We start from the raw sequence: 19,186 nt of genomic DNA on the forward strand, positions 1-19,186 counted from the left end.
ATTAAATAACTAGAGAATTTATATGCTATCATTAATCAGTTTGTAGACTAACAAAACGAATTTAAAAAACACGAAATTAATCATGAAAATCGGATTTGATAATATTTATGATCAAATAGTTCCAATGGAAAAATTCCGATTGAAATGGCGATTTACAGAAAAGAAGTATGATATTTTACCCCAAATACATCTCGAACAATTAAAACCTCTAAATAAAAAAGCATCGAAGTTTATTTGGGATTTTATTTCAAACTCAAGAATGCATAATGAAACTCCTTTTAAGAAGGATTTTTTCAACACAATAGATAAAGTAAAAATTTTAGATTCAAACAAAAAAGAGATAAAAAAATGGCTTTACCAAAGAGGATTACCTTTTGAAAAGGAGGTTTTTCTTTCTTGGCAATCAGAAGATGCTATGATAGTTCCTTGGAAATTACTAATAAAATATTTTGATAGTTTTTACTACGGTTCTTCAGATGACTTAACAATAATTGACCAAAGTTTAAATTGGGCAGTTTTGTTTTATCACGAAGATGAAATATACTTTGGGACTAATAAAGGACTTGTACCAAATGAAACTTTTGAAAATTTAAATTTCATTAGGTAAAATAAATTGAAATAAAAATAAACTGTACAAATGAGCTTGTATCATTATGAGCTAAAATTCATAACAGACCACTGTGCAAATCGTTTTATTCTACAAGAATTTTATAAATTCCATTTTGAGAGTCTAATTCAAATTCAGATTCTCCAATTGTTATTTCGTTATATTCTGTATAACTACAACAATCTCCCATTTTTCTTTCAGCATCAACATACAAATCAAAGATATGATTCCCCGAAATATTGATTTTCAGGTCTGTGACTCCTGTTTTCCAACCAATAGAACTCATTTCAATCAGATTATTATTGTCCTCAGAAATAAATGTGAATTCTATTGATTCATTATTATTCAAGTTGTTAGTTATTTCTATATTTTCAGATTGATAAGTTCCATTAGTAAATAGGTTTTCTCCACTTATTTTGTTTACAATCTCAAATTGAAAACTCTGAGGTGGTGTAAAACATTCATCACAATCCTTATTACCACAACTTTGGAAAATTATAGTAAATAGTATTAAAATTAAATTTACTTTTTTCATTTGTAACATTTTTATCAATTAGATATAATTTCTCTCAAAAGGTTACTTTTAAATGCTTACTAACTAATAATGATTACCGACATTTTAAAACTGAGAATCAGCATCCTTCATCACAACAGTTATCATCTTTCACCAATTTACAAGTAGCCACGGCTAATAATGCTCCTATTACTGGTGCAACCATATATAGCCAAAGGTGTTCAAAATGACCTGACACTAATGCTGGTGCTAGTGAACGTGCAGGATTCATAGAAGCTTTTGTTATTGGTCCTGCAAACATAGCTTCAAGTAATACTACTCCTCCTATTGCAATTCCAGCCATCACGCCTACTTCTTTACTACCAGTAGAAACATTAATTATAGTTACCATTAAGAAAAATGTAAGTAATAGTTCTAAAACAAAAGCGCGCATAGCATCGGTTGAAGGAATGGTTGCTCCATAAAATTCACTATTAGGAAATAAAAACCATAAAACTAAACTTGCAAAAACAGCACCCAAAACTTGAGCTATAATATATTTAGGTACTTCTTTCCAAGGAAACTTTTTAGCATAGGCAAAAGATATCGATACAGCAGGATTAAAATGTGCTCCAGAGATTTCACCAAAAGCATAAATCATTGCCATTACTATCAATCCCCATGTAATTGCTACACCTATATGACCTATAGCTCCGTTAGTTACTTCGTTAATTGTCATAGCACCTGTACCGCAAAAAATAAGTGCAAAAGTTCCTACAAATTCAGATATATATTTTTTCATGCTTGCAAAGATACAATCTGCTATTTTAAGTTTTTGTTAACATTAATAACTTCTTTTCGCCGTAATTTTATACAAACTAAATCAATTATAATTATATCATGAAAAAAGTAATTTTAGCTTTAATTGTTGCTGCATTTTCTTTTTCTTCTAATGCACAATTAAAGACACCTCAACCTAGTCCTTCATCTAAATTAGAGCAAAAAGTAGGATTAACTGATGTTACCGTAGAATACTCTAGACCAGGAGTTAAGGGGAGAAAGGTTTTTGGTGACTTAGTACCATTTGGAGAATTATGGAGAACAGGAGCAAATAAAAATACAATGATCACTTTTAGCGAAGATGTCACTATAGATGGTAAGACGTTAAAGAAAGGATCATATGCTATTTTTACTAAGCCTAGCGCTTCTTCTTGGGAAGTTATTTTCTACAGTGATACTAACAACTGGGGAACTCCGAGAAAATGGGATGATTCTAAAGTAGCTTTAACTACTACTGCTAAAGTTCAAAAAATGCCTATGCTTATTGAAACATTCACTATCACTATTGATGATGTTATGAATGGTTCTGCTGTTTTAGGAATTTTATGGGAAAACTCTTATGCTGGAATTAAATTTGAAGTTCCTACAGACAAAGCTGTAGTAGCTAGTATTGATAAGGTAATGGCTGGTCCTGCTGCTAATGATTATTACAGTGCTGCTTCTTACTATTTAGCAGAAGGTAAGGATATCAAAAAAGCTGTTGAGTGGATTGATAAAGCTGTAGATATGACTAAAGACCAACCTCGTTTTTGGTTTTTACGTAAACAATCTTTAATTCACGCTAAAGCTGGAAACAAAAAAGGAGCTATTAAGGCTGCTAAAGCATCTTTAATGCATGCTGAAAAAGCAAATAATGCTGACTACGTTAAAATGAACAAAGATTCTCTGAAGGAGTGGGGAGCTTAGTATATTAAATTAAATTAAAAGTGTAAACTCGAATCATAAGTTATGATTCGAGTTTTTTATTACAAGCATATCTCTAAAAAATATTTATTCTTTTTTAAATATGCAGATTACATTCTATTAACATCTTAAAGCTAATTTTATGTGTAATTACACTAATTATGAAAGCTTTACAATTCACTTTATTTATCCTTTTTATTAGCCATTTTCAAGCTCTTTATACTCAAACAATATGGAATGGTCCTAAAACTACGTTTACAAAAAACAATTTTTCTGACTGGACTTTAGTAGACAATCAAGATAGAATATCTGATAAAGTATGGCTTACGAGGCAAAGTCTTAGAGGAATTTTTAATTTCTTCTCTGAATCAAGATATATTGATACTAGTCCAGCAGATACAGAATGGGCTTTTGGTACTACAGATGATATTGCTACATTGACTTTTGATACTTGGTTTAAAACGCATGATAAAAATCCTGAAGGCACAATTAATAAAAATATGGTACTACATCTAATTTCTGATGATATTTATATAGATATTAAATTTTTATCATGGACAAGTAGAGATAATGGAGGTGGTTTTTCTTATGAAAGATCTACTCAAGCTGTATTAAGCACAGAAGAATTCTTCTCTAATGAAGGTATCAAATTATCTCCAAATCCATTTCAAGAACGTTTTAATATTTCAGGAATAAAAGAACCTGTAAAATACGAAATCATAGATTTGAAAGGTTCTGTAGTAATAAATGGTATACTAAAACATAACTCTACTATTTATACTCATACCTTAAGTACAGGTTTGTATTTTCTAAAAATAAAAGGTTATAAAGGATCCTTTAAACTAATAAAAAAATAAACTTGCAATTTAAAGTGAATTCACAATAAGCGCATACAGTCTATAAAGGTTAATTAAGTTTTCTTAATTAGAATGCAATTAACATTCACATCAAGTTATCACTTTCTGACAGATTAACTCCTTTACAAGAAGGATCAATTTAATATAGAAAGCCAATAACCATAAAGACAAAACTATAGTAAAATTCTTTTATTCAGAGTTTTACCCCACACCTCTTCTACTTTATTTTAACTTTAAAACTTCTAAAAAATGGCTGAAAACAGGGGTAAATAAGTCTCTTTTTCCAAGTAATTTTATTGAAGAAAATTAAAGATAACGTTACTATTAGAAACTTTAGAGTCTTTGCTAATATCTATAATATTATGTTAGAGGGATGAAAGGTTACTGTTAACATTAATTCTTTACAATAACGTTTTGTATCGTACCAAAGTAAAATTGAATTTAAAATAATCGAAAACAGAAATCTAAATGTTTATCATCAACCTAACCTATAAAACTGAATTAAAGACAGTTGACCATTTTATTGACGACCATATTGAATTCCTAAATGAACAATATCAATTAGGAAGTTTTCTTGCTTCAGGTCGAAAAGTACCTAGAACTGGAGGAATAATTCTATCGAATGTTACACCACAACTTGAATTGGAAAAGATCCTTGAAAAAGATCCTTTTCATAAAAATGGATTAGCAAATTATGAACTGATTGAATTTGTACCTAGTAAAACTTGTGATGAGCTGAAATTCTTGATGGAGTAAAACATAACACTACAATATTTGTGAATAGAGCGTTTCAAAATCTTGAAAATTCCAATACCAAAAATAATTAACTGATCATAAAACATTAACCAATATTTCAAACTTTATTTTATTTAAATCATAAATACATGAAACAAATTTTCTTTTTCTCTTTATTTATTTGGTCTACTCTTCTAGCAGTAGCTCAAAACACATTAAAAGCGGAAGCCAATATAATTACAGGTGATGGCTCTGGTCTACAAAATTGGGGTGACGGCGTGACACTCCAAGCTTTTAAAATTAATGGAGACCCTGGGAAGGTGGCTTTTGAAAGTCGTTTTACAGATGATGGATTTGGAGTAGCAGGAGGTCGTTGGGAGCAGATAGATTATTATCAAGATTATCAAGGTGAGCGTGTCGATGCTAGCGAAAAATTAATTATAAATTTTCCGACACCTGTTCATAGTGTTATTTTACAAGTTGGTCAAATGGATCCTAATGAGGGACCAAGTGGATCTGATGAGTCTGGTAAATGGACTGCTTATAATTCTCATAACCAACAAATAGGTACTGGTATAATGCTGGATCAATTTTCAATTGAAGGCTTACTCCCTGGATCAAAAGGATCATATCGATTTGCTTTAGAAACAGGTAATGAAAACATATCCAGAATAGAAATTGAAGCTACTCAATGGGGCTATCCGGTAGGTCGACCTCCTAGGTATCGTCCAACATATGCTAATGTTAGTATTAATGATAGTGGAAATACTGAAAATAATTCAGAATTCAATCTTATGGAAATGACTTATACTAAGATAAATGATAATGCCACAGTATTTGCAAATAATGATACACTAGGTCCAATTAGGGAGGATATAGGCTTATCATCTTTTTCTTATGATACCTTTTTAGCAAATGATATGGGTAACAATATAGACATTGTTTCTTTTGATTTCAGCAGATTTCCAGGTACTATAGAAGATGATCGATCAAATAGAAAAATCATCTTTAGAACGGCGGTCAATTTCAATGGTAAAATAGATATTCCATATACTATACGTAGTGGATTAGAAACATCAAGTGCACTAATAACCTTAACTATAACAGATGTTATTGATGAATTAAATTTAGGAATAGACGGACCCTACACAACAGATATTAATACACCAATTTCAATAGCAATTAGTGATTTATTAGCTAATGATACAGCTAGTAATTTTGGTGGGCCGGTTACAATAAAATTAACAGATGTTGGTAATGCAGTCAACGGTACTGTAGAAATAGTAAACGATAAAGTAGTATTTACACCATCATCTGGTTTTGTAGGAAATACAGCATCTTTTACTTATGATGTAGATGTGTTAAATCAATTAGTATTTGGCCAAGATAAACGTGTAAATGAAGGAACATCTTCAGCTATAATTATTAATGTTAAGGGAGATGTTATCGCTCCACCATCAATTAATCAACAAGCAATATTAGTAGCAAAATCTAACGAAAATAAGACCTTACAAGTAAATGCAACAGCTAATAGAACAAGTGTAACTTTAGGAGATTATTTAGATCAGAGGCAAATATGGACGATATCAGATAGAGGCAATGGCTTTCATAAGATTGTAAACAATTTTGCTGATCGTGCTTTAGAAGCATGGACAAGAAATCCATCTAATGGTGATGATGCTACTATTTATGCTTCTAACAATAGAGATTGGCAACAATGGGAGATTATAGATGTTGGAAATGGTTACTTTAAAATAAAAGGAAAGTTTAATCCACGTTTTTTAACCTCTACCTCTAATGGTAATGCTATAGTAGCAGATGAAAATAATCAAGACAATCAGTTATGGAAATTATTAGATCCTAAAACCTTCGTGGAGAAAACTGAAAAATTTGCTAATAACGATATACTAGGTCCAATTAGAGAGGATATAGGATTGACATCTTTTTCCTATGATGCCTTTTTGGCGAATGATATAGGTACTAATATAGACATTATATCTTTTGATTTCAGCAAGTTTCCAGGTACTATAGAAGATGATCGATCAAATAGAAAAATCATCTTTAGAACGGCGGTAAATTTCAATGGTAAAATAGATATTCCATATACTATAAGTAATGGATTAGAAACATCAAGTGCACTAATAACTCTAACTATAATAGATGTTATCGATGAATTAAATTTAGGAATAGATGGACCATACACAACAGACGTTAATACACCAATTTCAATAGCAATTAGTGATTTATTAGCTAATGATACAGCTAGTAATTTTGGTGGACCAGTTACTATAGCATTAACAGATGTTGGCAATGCAATCAATGGTACGGTAAAGATAGTAAATGACAAAGTTGTGTTTACGCCATCATCTGGTTTTGTAGGGAATACAGCATCTTTCACTTATGATGTAGATGTGTTAAATCAATTTGTATTTGGCCCAGATAAACGTGTAAATGAAGGAACATCTTCAGCTATAATTATTAATATTGAGGGAGATGTTATCGCTCCGCCATCAATTAATCAACAAGCTATATTAGTAGCAAAATCTAACGAAAATAAGACCTTACAAGTAAATACAACAGCTAATAGAACAAGTGTAACTTTAGGAGGTTGTTTACATCAGGGTCAAGTATGGACGATATCAGATAGAGGGAATGGTTTTCATAAAATTTTAAATAATTTTGCCGATCGTGCTTTAGAAGCATGGACAAAGAGACCATCTAATGGCGATGATGCTACTATTTATGCCTCTAATAATAAAGATTGGCAACAATGGGAGATTATAGATTATGGAAATGGTTATTTTAAAATAAAAGGAAAATTTAATCCACGTTTTTTAACATCTACCCCTAATGGTAATGCTATAGTTTTAGATGAGAATAACCAAGACAATCAGTTATGGAAATTATTAGATCCAAAAACATTTGAATGTACCACAGCAAATAATCGAACAATAGCTGTACCCAATAGTGATTTCGCATTTAACTCTGAATTACTTGAAATATATCCAACCCTTGTTTCTGATGAATTATTTGTTTCTTACAAATTATCTAACGATATAGAGGTAAACAGAATTGATGTATTGAATCAGTCAGGGAAACTCATAAAAAAAGTAGTTGGAAGAATTCAAGACAGTTCGTCAATCTTTGTAGATGACTTAAATACAGGATTATATTTTGTGAAGATATACTCTAATAAGGGTAATTTCACTTATAGGATATTGAAAAAATAAAGTCTATTACAAATTAAAAGTTAGTTTACATAAACCTCCTTAAAATAAGTTGATGAAAAACGACTTATTTTAAGGAGGTTCAATGTAATAAATTAGGAGCTGAATTTATTATTTTCAACATTAATGATCTAATTATCAGTTCGAGTGATTTTATGGAATTATAATGAAGTTAATTTATACTGAATACAGTTAAGCGGAACTATCGAAAACACTATTTTTACTTCTCTATAGCTTTACTGGCTATAGTCGAAATACAAAATTTATTTCCGCCCTACCTTAATGAATTTAACTCGAGGTGATAGTCTCATAATTAAATAAGATTCTCATTCTTGAAATTAACATTAAGTATATCAAAAATTTAACTTGAAAGTAATATGCTTTTCCTTCCTATGACTTACCTCAAATCTAAGTTATTTAGGCTCTTTTAATTGCGAAAATTTCTGAATTATAGCGGCTATTAACATTACCAATACACAGCCTAATAAATTTAACCACAAATAAGGTAACCAATCTAAATACCAAACTACTATTATTATGAATTGAGTAATAATGGCTCCTATAAAAACAGCATTAGATTTCACAAATTTTATGAAAAAGGCCAATAAGAAAATACCTAATACATTTCCATAAAATATAGATCCGATAATATTTACTAATTGGATTAAATTATCAAACAAGTTAGCTACACAAGCAACTAAAATGGCTAATACTCCCCATCCCAGAGTAAACCATTTAGACATGTTTACATAGTGCTGATCACTCTTTTCTTCATTTTGATTTCTTTTGTATAAATCAATGGCAGTAGTTGAAGCTAATGCATTTAATTCTGACGCAGTAGAAGACATAGCTGCCGATAAAATAACGGCTAATAGTAAACCAATTAACCCTTTTGGAAGATTATTTAAAATAAAATGAATAAAAACATAATCCTTATCATTTGTTTCTACTTTAGGATTGGATTTACTGATAATTGATTTTGCTTCTTCTTTTAAAGACTTATCTTCTTCATTTAATTGGAGTAATTTATATCTATTAGTTTCTGTTATTCCACTGAGTATAATAGACTTCTTTTCACTTTCAATTTCTTTATGTCTTTTTTCTAATATTTGATATTCTTGTGCAAATTCAGAGTTAATTACAGCTTCTTGTGCTTTTGGATTAAAATTCAAGGGAGATGCATTAAACTGATAAAACACAAACACCATTACCCCTACCAATAAAATAAAAAACTGCATTGGTACTTTTAATAATCCGTTAAAGATTAATCCTAATTGACTTTCTCTAACTGACTTTCCAGATAAGTATCGTTGGACCTGGCTTTGGTCAGTTCCAAAATAAGATAACATTAGGAAAGTACCTCCTAAAAAACCTGTCCAAACTGTATATCTATTGTTTAAATTCCAAGAAAAATCAAGGACTTTCATTTTATCACTAGCCCCAGCAATTTCTAATGCTTTTGAAAATGTAATTCCGTCTGGTAAATACTGTAATATCAAATAAAAGGCGATAAACATTCCCGAAAAAATAATCGCCATTTGCTGTTTTTGAGTAACACTAACCGCTTTAGTTCCTCCACTAACGGTGTAAATAATCACTAAAAGTCCAATGGTTATATTTAAGGTTATTAAGTCCCAACCTAAAACTGCAGATAATATTATTGCAGGAGCAAAAATGGTAATCCCTGCTGCTAATCCTCTTTGAATTAAAAATAAAATAGCAGCTAAAGTTCTGGTTTTAAGATCAAACCTACTTTCCAAATATTCATAAGCAGTATATACATTTAGTTTATGATAAATAGGTATAAACACTAAACATATAATTACCATTGCCAAAGGCAAACCGAAATAGAATTGTACAAATCCCATTCCACTGTGAAAAGCTTGACCCGGGGTAGATAAAAAAGTGATGGCACTAGCTTGTGTTGCCATAACTGACAAACCGATAGTCCACCACTTTGTTTCGTTTCCTCCTTTAATATATTGTTCTACATTCTTACTACCTCTTGTTTTCCAAGCTCCATAAAGCACTATAAACAATAAAGTAATAGATAGTACAATCCAATCTAAAGTTTGCATGAGTAATGTTATTTAGTATATACGTTTGTTATGATAAAAAAGATGACAATATAAATTAAATTGGCTAATAGTACAGCTGTGTACTCTTTTTTCCATATATACTTTTTACTCATACTAAATTGTTCTAAAGTTAATTGTTCGTTGGTTTTTCAAAAAAATTGTCTGCTAATGGTGCTTGGGTTACTAAACCGTCTGAAAATACTGTTGGTTCTTTCGCTGGTTCTACAGGCTTACCGTTATCATCTTTTTTGTACCAAGTTATAGATTTTGGTAAAACAAAACCGTTAATATTTTCCCAATCATTATATCTTAAAATATTAAACTTGTCTGATGGCTTTTTAGTGAAATAGGTTACAGTATACCCTAACCAAGCCATTTGTTTTGTTTCTGGGTGATAATATACAAAGTAATTATCATCTGGTGAGATACCCACATTTGGTTTATATGAAATTTTATACCCAGGATATTTTACCCCATCAAACTCTATTGCATCAACATCTTCATATATAATTCCATCATCAGCTAATACAAATGGCATTGCATAAAAGTAAAAATATAAGTTATAATAAAACTCAGGATTTCCTTTAAATGCTGTTGAATCTTTCTGGCTTAACCAAGTGTCTTTACCATTATAACCTAAAGAATAATTATCAGCATTGACTACTGTTTTTCTAGAATGTAAATCTACAGAGTGTGTTTCTCCTTTTACTTTATATGATAATGTTTTTGCTTTTCTCCAAGCATCGATTCCGCCATGTTTTTCAAATACTTCTCCTAAGGCTTTTGGAAAATTATCTACTTTTTTGGTTTCCTCTTGTTTTGGTTGGGTTTCAGCCTCTTTTTTGGCTTCTTGTTTACATGATATTACTGCTAAAGATAATACCGAAAGTAAGATTAGTTTTTTCATTTTAATTATAGTTTATCAAAAATCAGTCGAAAGGTTTATTCAAAAATTACAATTTATATTTTTTCTTTTCATTTAAAATAGAAAAAGCCTCATTCAAATTCTAAATGAGACTTTTTACAACAATATATTAAGCTTTCAAATACTAAACTACCATTAGTATTCTTCATCAGTAAGCGTTTTCATAAATGCAATTACTGCGTCAATTTCTTTTTGAGTAAGTTTAAGATTATCAAAAGGTAACGTCTGATACTCATTTGCTATACCTAAACCAGCTCCTCCTCCTTTATTATAAAAATCAACTACTTCTTCAAGATTTGTATATACTCCATTATGCATATATGGCGCTGTTACAGCAGCATTTCTAACCGTAGGTGTTTTAAAGAAATGCTTTTTTTCTTCTGTTTTATACAAAAGATATCTACCTAAATCTGAAGATAATTTTGGGTTAATAGTATCTTTAGAATCTGGTGTACCTATAAATTCTAACTCAGTATCATTATAATTTGGCGGAACAGTACCGTTAAAAACAGGTGGAAAGTGACATGAAGCACATAATCCTTTCCCCATAAACACATTAAATCCTAATTTTTCTTCTTCAGTTAAATTAGATTCTTCTCCTCTTATGTTTTTATCAAACTTTGAGCTGAATGTGTTTAAAGTTCTAATATAGGAAGCTATGGCATGTCTAATATTTAATCCAATTCTTTTGTTGTTATATAAATCTGCTATTTTCTTTTTGTACGATTTATTTTTAAGCACTCTATTCACAACAGAATCCATAGTCATATTAAACTCATTATGATTTTTTACCACTCCAACTACTTGCCCTTCTAAACTTCCTGCTCTTGCATCCATAAAAAAACTTTGTTGATATGCAGCATATGTTACCGTTGGTGTATTTCTTGTTTGATTTTTGTCAAACGTTTTTCTTCCATCAGTAAAAGCTAAATCTTTAACATGACAGGTAGCACAAGCCATATTATTCTCTTTAGAAAGTGATACGTCATTAAATAATTCTTTACCAAACTGCTGCTTTTCAACAATCTTTGTCGTATCATTTAAATGATCTGAAAAATAATACACATTTAATGCATCATTTGAAAACAAGGAAGTCATTGTGTTAGACAACGCCATTTCAAAAGGGAATTTCACCTTCCAATCTTTTTGAACTTCAACCAATAATGCTAATTGATTATTTGTATGATCTTTTATAAAATTAAAACGATCGAATGTGTCAAAATCATGATCTAAATCCTTTTGAGCACTTTCTAATGCAACAATGAATTTATCTTTTATCTCTTTTGAAGAAAATTTAGCTTGACATATATTTACAATATCAATTAATGTTTGATATGTATACTTACTTTCTAATAATGATTGGTTTAATACTGGAGAATCAAAACCTGTAATTCCAGTAGTTGCTATTCTAACGATCTGATCTCTTATTAACCAAATAATATTATGATCCTTTAAAGAAAGAGATAAATTTTTATGAATCAGTTTTAATCTAGCACTTGTTACATTAATTGCTCTATTTAATGTCAATGTATCTATTTTCTCCTCATCTAAATTCTCTTCAATCACTTGGAAACCTATAGGATCCATAACTCTAGTATCCATTGAGGTTTCTCCTTTTACTTGAATAATATTAGGTGCATTAAGAGATTTGTAGTTATTTTTATCAGAATATGCTAAAATAGGCTCTAGTAATTTAAAATATTTTCTAGCTTCTTTATAGTATTTCTTCTGATCTTCTTTTGCTATTTTGCTTATGTCTATTTTATCTAAATTGCTAACTGCCTTAACTAAATAATCACTATATAAAGCAGAAATTTCCTCAGGAGATTTATCAATAGAATCGTATGATTTTCCTTTGGAATTATTACAAGCAACTATGAAAAGCAAAAGACATACACAAAGGTATGTCTTAGCTAGACTATATAATAAGTCCTTCATTTTTATCTTTCTAATCCAGTCAAAATATGTAAAACAGATCCTTCTTTTCTTCTTGCTAAATCAGGATTAGCTAATGGATCTGTGAATGAAGTACCATCTGCAGGCTCCCATCCGTGATTTTGAGTAATGATTAAGAATGTATTTTTACCGTTGTTTACCGTTTCAGTTACATCAATCATTCCAGTGATTTCCCAGTTTCTAGTGTTAGGTCCATATCCTAAAGCAGCAGCTCTATCTTGGTCACACTCTAAAACAGTTTTTAAGTCACCTGTATTTAAGTTATACTGATATAATTTAGCATATACTCCAGCTGTAGCTGTAGAAATTCCGTTAGGATCTTCTTGGATATAAGCATAGTTTTCAGTTACTAAGATATTATCTGGTGAGTGGAAACCTTGAGCTTTACCACCAACTTTATCACCATCTAAAACACAAGTAATTTTTGCAGCTCCAGTAGGATCAGTATCATTTAAAGTTACTTTATAAATTCTTCCTGCAGCAGTTCCTTTACCTACTAAACCTGGCTTTTCGCGTCCAGTTACAGCAAAGTAAATCTCTCTTTGGTTAGCTCCAGAACCTCTTCTCCAGTCGATATCTTCTAAACGAGAGAATCCCATAGCTCCAGCGGTCATAGCTTCAGTGTTTAAAGCGTCAATTTCAGTTTCAGACATTTTAACAAACTCAGCGTTATACTCAGTTCCTTCAACCATGTCCATTTCATAAGTAATACCAGCATCACTTACTTTTAATACATAAAGATCTCCACCTTCTAAATCTCCTTGATCACCTACATACATACCTAAATGACCTTGAGGTACATTATCATCAGAATCATCATCTCCAATGAAAACTACAGTTTTACCAGCATAAGCATCTTTACCTATTGCTACAGCATTTTCAGTAGACCATTGTCCCATTGCAGTTAACATTTTAGCAGTACCAGCTTCAGAAGCGTCTTTATAAGGATCAGTTACGAAAACTCCTTTAGAGGCTCCACCCCATTCTCCACCAGATAAGTATAATGGTCCGAAACCATGCTCTTCCATAGTGATCATAGAACCTGAACATTGTGCAGTTTCAGCAGTAGCTGCAGCATTTAAGATATAATCTCCAGCAATTGGTCTTAAATCTTTATTTAATTTAATTCTTGCGATAGAATAATCAGCCTCAATGTTGTTGATTAAAGTAAATGTTCCATCTGCTTCAGCTAATAAACCAGCCCCATCAGCCATAGATCCGTATACGAAATCAGGCGTGTTAGGAATAACATCTTCAGAAGATAAAATTGGAGTAATTTTTAATCCTAAAAATTCGTTAGTTACTTTTAAAAAGTTTGGAGTTTTTGAAGATGCTAAGAATACTTCAGCATCAGATCCATCTTGACCATCAGTTCCATTTTGACCGTCATTACCATCTTTACCATTGATACCATCTAAACCATCTGTACCATCTTCACAAGATACAAACGATGTAAAAGCTATAGACATAGCCAATAATATCGATAGGCTTAATTTTAAATTTTTCATGTGTCCTTATTTAGTTTTTGATTAATATATATTCGAGTACAAAACAAGGATTCATCTTTAAACTTTAGGTGTATTCTATTTTAATTTCTTTTTACTAAAAAGTTACCTATATGATGTAAATATTAATAATTAGAATTAATTTAAATAGATCTATTTTCTAAAAAAACAAAAAGCCAATAGTTATTTTTCACTAGTGACTTTTTTATCAAATATATAATTATTTTTAGTTTAACCAAGCTCTAAACATCCATAAGGTTTTCTCTTGTTCAGAGATAAAATCACTCATCATAGAATTTGTTCCTTCGTCAGATATTTCATCTGATAGTTCTAAAATAGTACGTTCTATTTTTAATAGAACAGCTATTGAATCTATAATTAATTGAACAGCTGTCTCATCATTATTTATATTTTTCCCAGCTAAAACCTCAGATTCATTAATATAATCTTCAAAAGTATGAATTGGTGTTCCTTGAAGGGTTAAAATTCGTTCTGCTATTAAATCTATTTTATCTTGTGCATCTAAGTATAATTCTTCAAATTTTACATGTAATTCAAAAAAGTTCTTCCCTTTTATATTCCAATGTAAACCACGTAAACTTTGATAAAAAATTTGATAATTAGCTAGTAATCTATTTAATTCTTTTACTTCTTTTATTGTTTTTTCTTGATCTAAACCTAATATTGTAACGCTCATAAATTTTGTTTTAAATTTTTACTCAAAATTACTTCAAAATAAACGTCTTCAACTATTAGTATAATTGATAGTTTTAATATATTTATCGAAAATTATTATCAATGACGATAACACAATTAAAATATACTCTAGCTGTAGCTGAGCATAAAAATTTTACTATAGCCGCTGAATATTGTTTTGTGACGCAGCCTACATTAAGCATGCAAATTCAAAAATTAGAAGAAGAGTTGGATGCTAAAATATTTAATAGATCTAAAAAACCTATTGAATTAACTCCTGTTGGAAAAAAAATAGTAGAACAAGCTAAAGTAATCGTAGATGAAAGTAATAGAATTATTGATATAGTTCACCAACAAAAAGGTTACATCGGTGGTGAGTTTAAATTAGGTATTATACCTACTATTATGCCTACATTACTTCCTATGTTTTTAAAGAATTTCACAAAAACATATCCGAAAGTTCAACTTATTATTGAAGAATTAACTACAGATGAAATTATAAGAAAGCTTACCGATGGTCATATTGATGCAGCTATTGCAGCAACACCTTTAAGTAATGAAGCTATTAAAGAACGTGTACTATATTATGAACCCTTTGTTGGGCTAATACCTGAAGAGCATCGATTATTTGAAAAATCTAAGTTAGAAGTTCAAGACTTAGAACTAGAAGATATCCTATTACTTGAAGATGGACATTGTTTTAAAAACAGTGTGATTAATTTGTGTAAGATGAATAAGAAGGACGAGGATAAAAAATTCCATTTAGAAAGCGGTAGTTTTGATACTCTTATAAAATTATCTAAGGATGGCTTAGGCATGACGTTATTACCTTATTTAAATACATTAGATTTAGCAGAAGAAGATCAAAAACACTTAAGAGAGTTTCACACACCACCTCCTGCAAGAGAAGTAAGTCTTATTTATCATAAGTCTCAATTAAAAATGCAATTGATTGAAGCATTAAAATCCAATATTGATGGAATCATTAGAGGTGCTATTGCTTTTAGTGATGTAGACATTATAAGTCCTATACGAAGTAATTAAATAAAAAAGAGAGCAAAAGCTCTCTTTTTTATTTAATACATCTAATGAATTAAGAATACATTTTCTCTCTTAATTCTTTTACTTTCGGATCATCTAAATAATCATCAAAAGTTGAATATTTGTCTATTACTCCTTTCGGTGTAATTTCAATAATTCTATTCGCAACTGTTTGTGCAAACTCATGATCGTGAGTAGTAAACAAAACTGTTCCTTTGAAATTGATTAATGAGTTATTTAATGATTGAATTGACTCTAAATCTAAGTGATTCGTTGGTTCATCTAATTTTAAAATATTCGCTCTTGTCATCATCATTCTAGATAGCATACAACGTACCTTCTCTCCTCCTGATAAAACATTACTCTTTTTTAATGCTTCTTCTCCAGAGAAAATCATTTTTCCTAAGAAACCTCTTAAAAATACTTCTTCCCTCTCCTCTTCTGTTTTAGCATATTGGCGTAACCAATCTACTAGGTTCAATTCTCCATTTTGAAAGAATTCAGAATTATCCGATGGTAAATATGACTGTGTAGTAGTAACTCCCCAAGAAAATTTACCTGCATCTGCTTCTTCATTACCTGCTATAATTTGATAAAAAGCAGTTGTTGCTTTAGAGTTCTTAGAAATTAGAGCTACCTTATCTCCTTTATTTAAATTAATATCTATATTAGAAAATAACAATTCTCCTTCTGCATCTGTTTTAGAAAGTCCTTCTACATTTAAAATTTGATCCCCTGCTTCTCTATCTCTATCAAAAATAATAGCTGGATATCTACGACTAGAAGGTTTAATTTCTTCAACATTTAACTTTTCAATCATCTTCTTACGAGATGTTGCTTGTTTCGATTTAGCTACATTAGCAGAAAAACGACGAATAAATTCTTCTAGTTCTTTCTTTTTATCTTCTGCTTTTTTATTCTGTTGTGCTCTTTGTTTCGCAGCTAATTGACTAGACTCATACCAGAACGTATAATTCCCTGAATAATTATTAATTTTTCCAAAATCAATATCCGAGATATGAGTACAAACTGCATCTAAAAAGTGACGGTCGTGAGATACTACAATAACAGTATTATCATAATTTGCTAAAAAATTCTCTAACCAAGCTATTGTTTCAAAGTCAAGATCATTGGTAGGCTCATCCATAATTAATACATCGGGACTTCCAAATAATGCTTGTGCTAATAGTACACGTACTTTTTGCTTACCATCTAAATCTTTAACTAAAGAATAATGTAAGTCTTCTTTAATACCTAGGTTAGATAACATTGCTGCAGCCTCAGAATCAGCATTCCATCCATTCATTTCTTCAAATTGAACCTGTAATTCTCCTATTTTTTCTGCATTTTCATCAGTATAATCTGCGTACAAAGCATCTATTTCTTTCTTTATCTTATAAAGATCTTTATTTCCCATTACTACGGTTTCCAATACAGGAAACTCATCGAATGCATAGTGATCCTGTGATAAAACAGACATTCTTTTACCGGGTTCCAAATGTACATTTCCAGAAGTAGGATCTATCTTACCTGATAATATTTTTAAGAATGTTGATTTTCCAGCACCATTGGCACCAATAATTCCATAACAATTTCCTTGTGTAAACTTTGTATTTACTTCGTCAAATAAAACTCTTTTCCCGAATTGAACAGAAAGATTAGAAACTGATAACATTTTTAGCTTTTTAAATTTCGATGCAAAAGTATGAAATCTAAAGGCTTTTCAGGCATTTCAACAAAATTATTTACGACGTTAAAAATCCCTTAATTTCACTAATATTAACATTGAATTAACATCATGATTTGGTTCATATTTCTATTTTTGATGGCTGTATAGATACATCTTTTTAACAAAATATGATTAAATATATTTTTGCTTTAATTCCATTTTTCTTAATAAGTTGTACTGCCTCTAAAGATGAGAGTTTCACTTATTTTGGTGGGAAAATTATCAATCCTAAAGATGATCATGTCATTGTTTTTGATGATAATGAAAAGGTTATCGATTCAATAGAATTAAGTAAAGACAACACTTTTTTAGGAAAATTAGAAAACATTAAGTCTGGCTTATATTATTTTAAGCACGGTTCAGAGTTGCAGTACGTTTATTTGGAACCTAAAGACAGCTTGTTGCTCCGTCTAAATACTTGGGATTTTGATGAATCACTAGTGTTTAGTGGTACCAATGCTACTAGGAATAACCTATTAATCGAAACTTTTCTGTCTAATGAAGAGCAACATAGGAATTTTTATAAATACTACAAACTTCCAGCAAAAGAGTTTAAAAGTAAAATCGATTCTTTAAGTACTATCAAAGAAGCATTTTTAGAAAACTACAAACTAAGAAGTAATGAAACTTCTGAAAACTTTCTATCAATTTTAAAAACTGCTTTACATTATCCCTTATATACAAAACTAGAGAGTTTTATTATAGACAATAGTTTAAAAGCACAACCAGAGGTTTTAGACAAGTCTTTTATCAGCCATAGAAATGTAGCTACACTGAATAATGAAAATTTAATGTTTTATTCGCCTTACAGAGATTATGTATATAATAATCTATATAGCGATATATACAAGCAAAACATTCATGATGAAAGTGATGATTTTACTATCGCATTACTAAATGCAATTAATACAAAAATCTCATCGCAAAAGTTTAAAAACAATCTTTTAAAGAAGATTACAATACGTCATTTTTACAATAAATCTAGTTGTATTATCAATAAAAAAGCTTTTGAAACCTTTTCTTCTTTTTCAACAAATGAAGATGATAAGAAAGAGATAGCTTTACTTTTAAAAGATGCTAAAAAGATTAAAAAAAATACTTCTATCCCAGATTTCAAGTTGAATTCTCCTGACGGTTCTAAAGTTTCAATACATCGGGTTCTAAAAAAAAGAAGTACAGCTATTTATTTTAGAAATAAGAGATTTTCTTCAGATAGTTGGGTAGCTTCTAGAATGAACTATCTAATTCATAACAATCCTGAAATTCAGTTTTTGGTCGTAAATATTAACGATAACAAAGATGAATACATTAAGGATTTAGGAATTAAACATCAGTTTTATTTAAACGGAGATAGTGAAGCACATGAATTCTTAACCAGTAAATTTCCAAGAATGATTCTAGTCAATGATTCTGGGAGAGTTATTAACGGATTTTGTAATTTAAACTCCAAAAAAATTGAAAATCAGATCGCTGATTTATAATTTAACCATTTAAATTTCCTATTCTCAAAGAAATAACTACTTTTGCAGCGTCCAAAAAGTAAATAATATTAAAGAGTTCATAGATAGGGCATCTGTGAATTCACTTAATTTCA

General features: G+C 30.2%; 15 protein-coding genes. 7 read left to right on the forward strand and 8 right to left on the reverse strand.

The annotated features are described in order from the left end of the window. Positions 1-82 precede the first annotated feature (82 nt). Positions 83-607: a hypothetical protein gene (locus BVC87_RS15900; RefSeq protein ID WP_075343390.1), complete on the forward strand. Its 525-nt coding sequence runs from the start codon at positions 83-85 to the stop codon at positions 605-607. A gap of 85 nt (positions 608-692) precedes the next feature. On the opposite strand, the gene BVC87_RS15905 is transcribed toward BVC87_RS15900, so the two are convergent. Further along, entirely contained in the window at positions 693-1,142 is a 450-nt protein-coding gene (locus BVC87_RS15905; protein ID WP_143569804.1) for a hypothetical protein, read from the reverse strand. Between the two features lie 97 nt (positions 1,143-1,239). After that, positions 1,240-1,902 carry an MIP/aquaporin family protein gene (locus BVC87_RS15910; RefSeq protein ID WP_075343392.1) on the reverse strand — a complete coding sequence of 221 codons (663 nt, stop codon included), beginning with the start codon at positions 1,900-1,902 and terminating at the stop codon, positions 1,240-1,242. Positions 1,903-2,000: 98 nt separating this feature from the next. On the opposite strand from BVC87_RS15910, the gene BVC87_RS15915 reads away from it, so the two are divergent. The 4 genes from BVC87_RS15915 to BVC87_RS15930 all read left to right on the forward strand — a co-directional run bounded on the left by BVC87_RS15915 (position 2,001) and on the right by BVC87_RS15930 (position 7,665). Next, on the forward strand, positions 2,001-2,846 hold the full coding sequence (locus BVC87_RS15915) for a DUF2911 domain-containing protein (RefSeq protein WP_075343393.1): 846 nt from the start codon (positions 2,001-2,003) through the stop codon (positions 2,844-2,846). A gap of 158 nt (positions 2,847-3,004) precedes the next feature. Then, positions 3,005-3,700, forward strand: coding sequence for a T9SS type A sorting domain-containing protein (locus tag BVC87_RS15920; RefSeq protein ID WP_075343394.1), 696 nt, complete (start codon positions 3,005-3,007; stop codon positions 3,698-3,700). A gap of 468 nt (positions 3,701-4,168) precedes the next feature. Continuing rightward, positions 4,169-4,456, forward strand: a complete 288-nt coding sequence (locus BVC87_RS15925; protein ID WP_075343395.1) for a YciI family protein — start codon at positions 4,169-4,171, stop codon at positions 4,454-4,456. 128 nt (positions 4,457-4,584) lie between these two features. Next, a complete protein-coding gene (locus BVC87_RS15930; RefSeq protein WP_075343396.1) occupies positions 4,585-7,665 on the forward strand; it encodes an Ig-like domain-containing protein in 3,081 nt (1,026 codons plus the stop codon). Between the two features lie 410 nt (positions 7,666-8,075). Here the strand turns inward: BVC87_RS15930 and BVC87_RS15935 are convergent, their stop codons facing one another. From BVC87_RS15935 to BVC87_RS15955, 5 genes are all read right to left on the reverse strand, one after another. Continuing rightward, a complete protein-coding gene (locus BVC87_RS15935; protein ID WP_075343397.1) occupies positions 8,076-9,740 on the reverse strand; it encodes a sodium:solute symporter in 1,665 nt (554 codons plus the stop codon). 130 nt (positions 9,741-9,870) lie between these two features. Further along, on the reverse strand, positions 9,871-10,647 hold the full coding sequence (locus tag BVC87_RS15940; protein WP_075343398.1) for a DUF6503 family protein: 777 nt from the start codon (positions 10,645-10,647) through the stop codon (positions 9,871-9,873). Between the two features lie 153 nt (positions 10,648-10,800). Next, the gene (locus BVC87_RS15945; protein WP_075343399.1) at positions 10,801-12,603 is read right to left on the reverse strand and encodes a cytochrome-c peroxidase; all 1,803 of its coding nucleotides are present in this window, start codon (positions 12,601-12,603) and stop codon (positions 10,801-10,803) included. Positions 12,604-12,605: 2 nt separating this feature from the next. Beyond that, positions 12,606-14,129: an alkaline phosphatase PhoX gene (locus tag BVC87_RS15950; protein WP_075343400.1), complete on the reverse strand. Its 1,524-nt coding sequence runs from the start codon at positions 14,127-14,129 to the stop codon at positions 12,606-12,608. A gap of 223 nt (positions 14,130-14,352) precedes the next feature. Beyond that, positions 14,353-14,823 carry a Dps family protein gene (locus BVC87_RS15955; protein WP_075343401.1) on the reverse strand — a complete coding sequence of 157 codons (471 nt, stop codon included), beginning with the start codon at positions 14,821-14,823 and terminating at the stop codon, positions 14,353-14,355. Positions 14,824-14,924: 101 nt separating this feature from the next. Here BVC87_RS15955 and BVC87_RS15960 point away from each other — a divergent pair, with 101 nt between their 5' ends. Further along, a complete protein-coding gene (locus BVC87_RS15960) occupies positions 14,925-15,866 on the forward strand; it encodes a LysR family transcriptional regulator (RefSeq protein WP_075343402.1) in 942 nt (313 codons plus the stop codon). Positions 15,867-15,915: 49 nt separating this feature from the next. Here the strand turns inward: BVC87_RS15960 and BVC87_RS15965 are convergent, their stop codons facing one another. Continuing rightward, positions 15,916-17,538: an ABC-F family ATP-binding cassette domain-containing protein gene (locus BVC87_RS15965; RefSeq protein ID WP_075343403.1), complete on the reverse strand. Its 1,623-nt coding sequence runs from the start codon at positions 17,536-17,538 to the stop codon at positions 15,916-15,918. Between the two features lie 182 nt (positions 17,539-17,720). On the opposite strand from BVC87_RS15965, the gene BVC87_RS15970 reads away from it, so the two are divergent. After that, positions 17,721-19,073 (forward strand): TlpA family protein disulfide reductase, encoded by a 1,353-nt coding sequence (locus BVC87_RS15970; RefSeq protein ID WP_075343404.1) that lies wholly within the window; start codon positions 17,721-17,723, stop codon positions 19,071-19,073. Positions 19,074-19,186 lie beyond the last annotated feature (113 nt).

The organism is Tenacibaculum agarivorans (assembly GCF_001936575.1).
GTDB classification, from domain to species: domain Bacteria; phylum Bacteroidota; class Bacteroidia; order Flavobacteriales; family Flavobacteriaceae; genus Polaribacter; species Polaribacter agarivorans.

Excerpts from the sequence above, each read along its gene's own strand:
- BVC87_RS15915 (WP_075343393.1), top strand. The coding sequence starts at position 2,001 with ATGAAAAAAGTAATTTTAGCTTTAATTGTTGCTGCATTTTCTTTTTCT.
- BVC87_RS15910 (WP_075343392.1), bottom strand. The coding sequence starts at position 1,902 with ATGAAAAAATATATATCTGAATTTGTAGGAACTTTTGCACTTATTTTT.
- BVC87_RS15965 (WP_075343403.1), bottom strand. The coding sequence starts at position 17,538 with ATGTTATCAGTTTCTAATCTTTCTGTTCAATTCGGGAAAAGAGTTTTA.
- BVC87_RS15935 (WP_075343397.1), bottom strand. The coding sequence starts at position 9,740 with ATGCAAACTTTAGATTGGATTGTACTATCTATTACTTTATTGTTTATA.
- BVC87_RS15930 (WP_075343396.1), top strand. The coding sequence starts at position 4,585 with ATGAAACAAATTTTCTTTTTCTCTTTATTTATTTGGTCTACTCTTCTA.
- BVC87_RS15955 (WP_075343401.1), bottom strand. The coding sequence starts at position 14,823 with ATGAGCGTTACAATATTAGGTTTAGATCAAGAAAAAACAATAAAAGAA.
- BVC87_RS15920 (WP_075343394.1), top strand. The coding sequence starts at position 3,005 with ATGAAAGCTTTACAATTCACTTTATTTATCCTTTTTATTAGCCATTTT.
- BVC87_RS15925 (WP_075343395.1), top strand. The coding sequence starts at position 4,169 with ATGTTTATCATCAACCTAACCTATAAAACTGAATTAAAGACAGTTGAC.
- BVC87_RS15970 (WP_075343404.1), top strand. The coding sequence starts at position 17,721 with ATGATTAAATATATTTTTGCTTTAATTCCATTTTTCTTAATAAGTTGT.
- BVC87_RS15950 (WP_075343400.1), bottom strand. The coding sequence starts at position 14,129 with ATGAAAAATTTAAAATTAAGCCTATCGATATTATTGGCTATGTCTATA.
- BVC87_RS15905 (WP_143569804.1), bottom strand. The coding sequence starts at position 1,142 with ATGAAAAAAGTAAATTTAATTTTAATACTATTTACTATAATTTTCCAA.
- BVC87_RS15945 (WP_075343399.1), bottom strand. The coding sequence starts at position 12,603 with ATGAAGGACTTATTATATAGTCTAGCTAAGACATACCTTTGTGTATGT.
- BVC87_RS15900 (WP_075343390.1), top strand. The coding sequence starts at position 83 with ATGAAAATCGGATTTGATAATATTTATGATCAAATAGTTCCAATGGAA.
- BVC87_RS15960 (WP_075343402.1), top strand. The coding sequence starts at position 14,925 with ATGACGATAACACAATTAAAATATACTCTAGCTGTAGCTGAGCATAAA.
- BVC87_RS15940 (WP_075343398.1), bottom strand. The coding sequence starts at position 10,647 with ATGAAAAAACTAATCTTACTTTCGGTATTATCTTTAGCAGTAATATCA.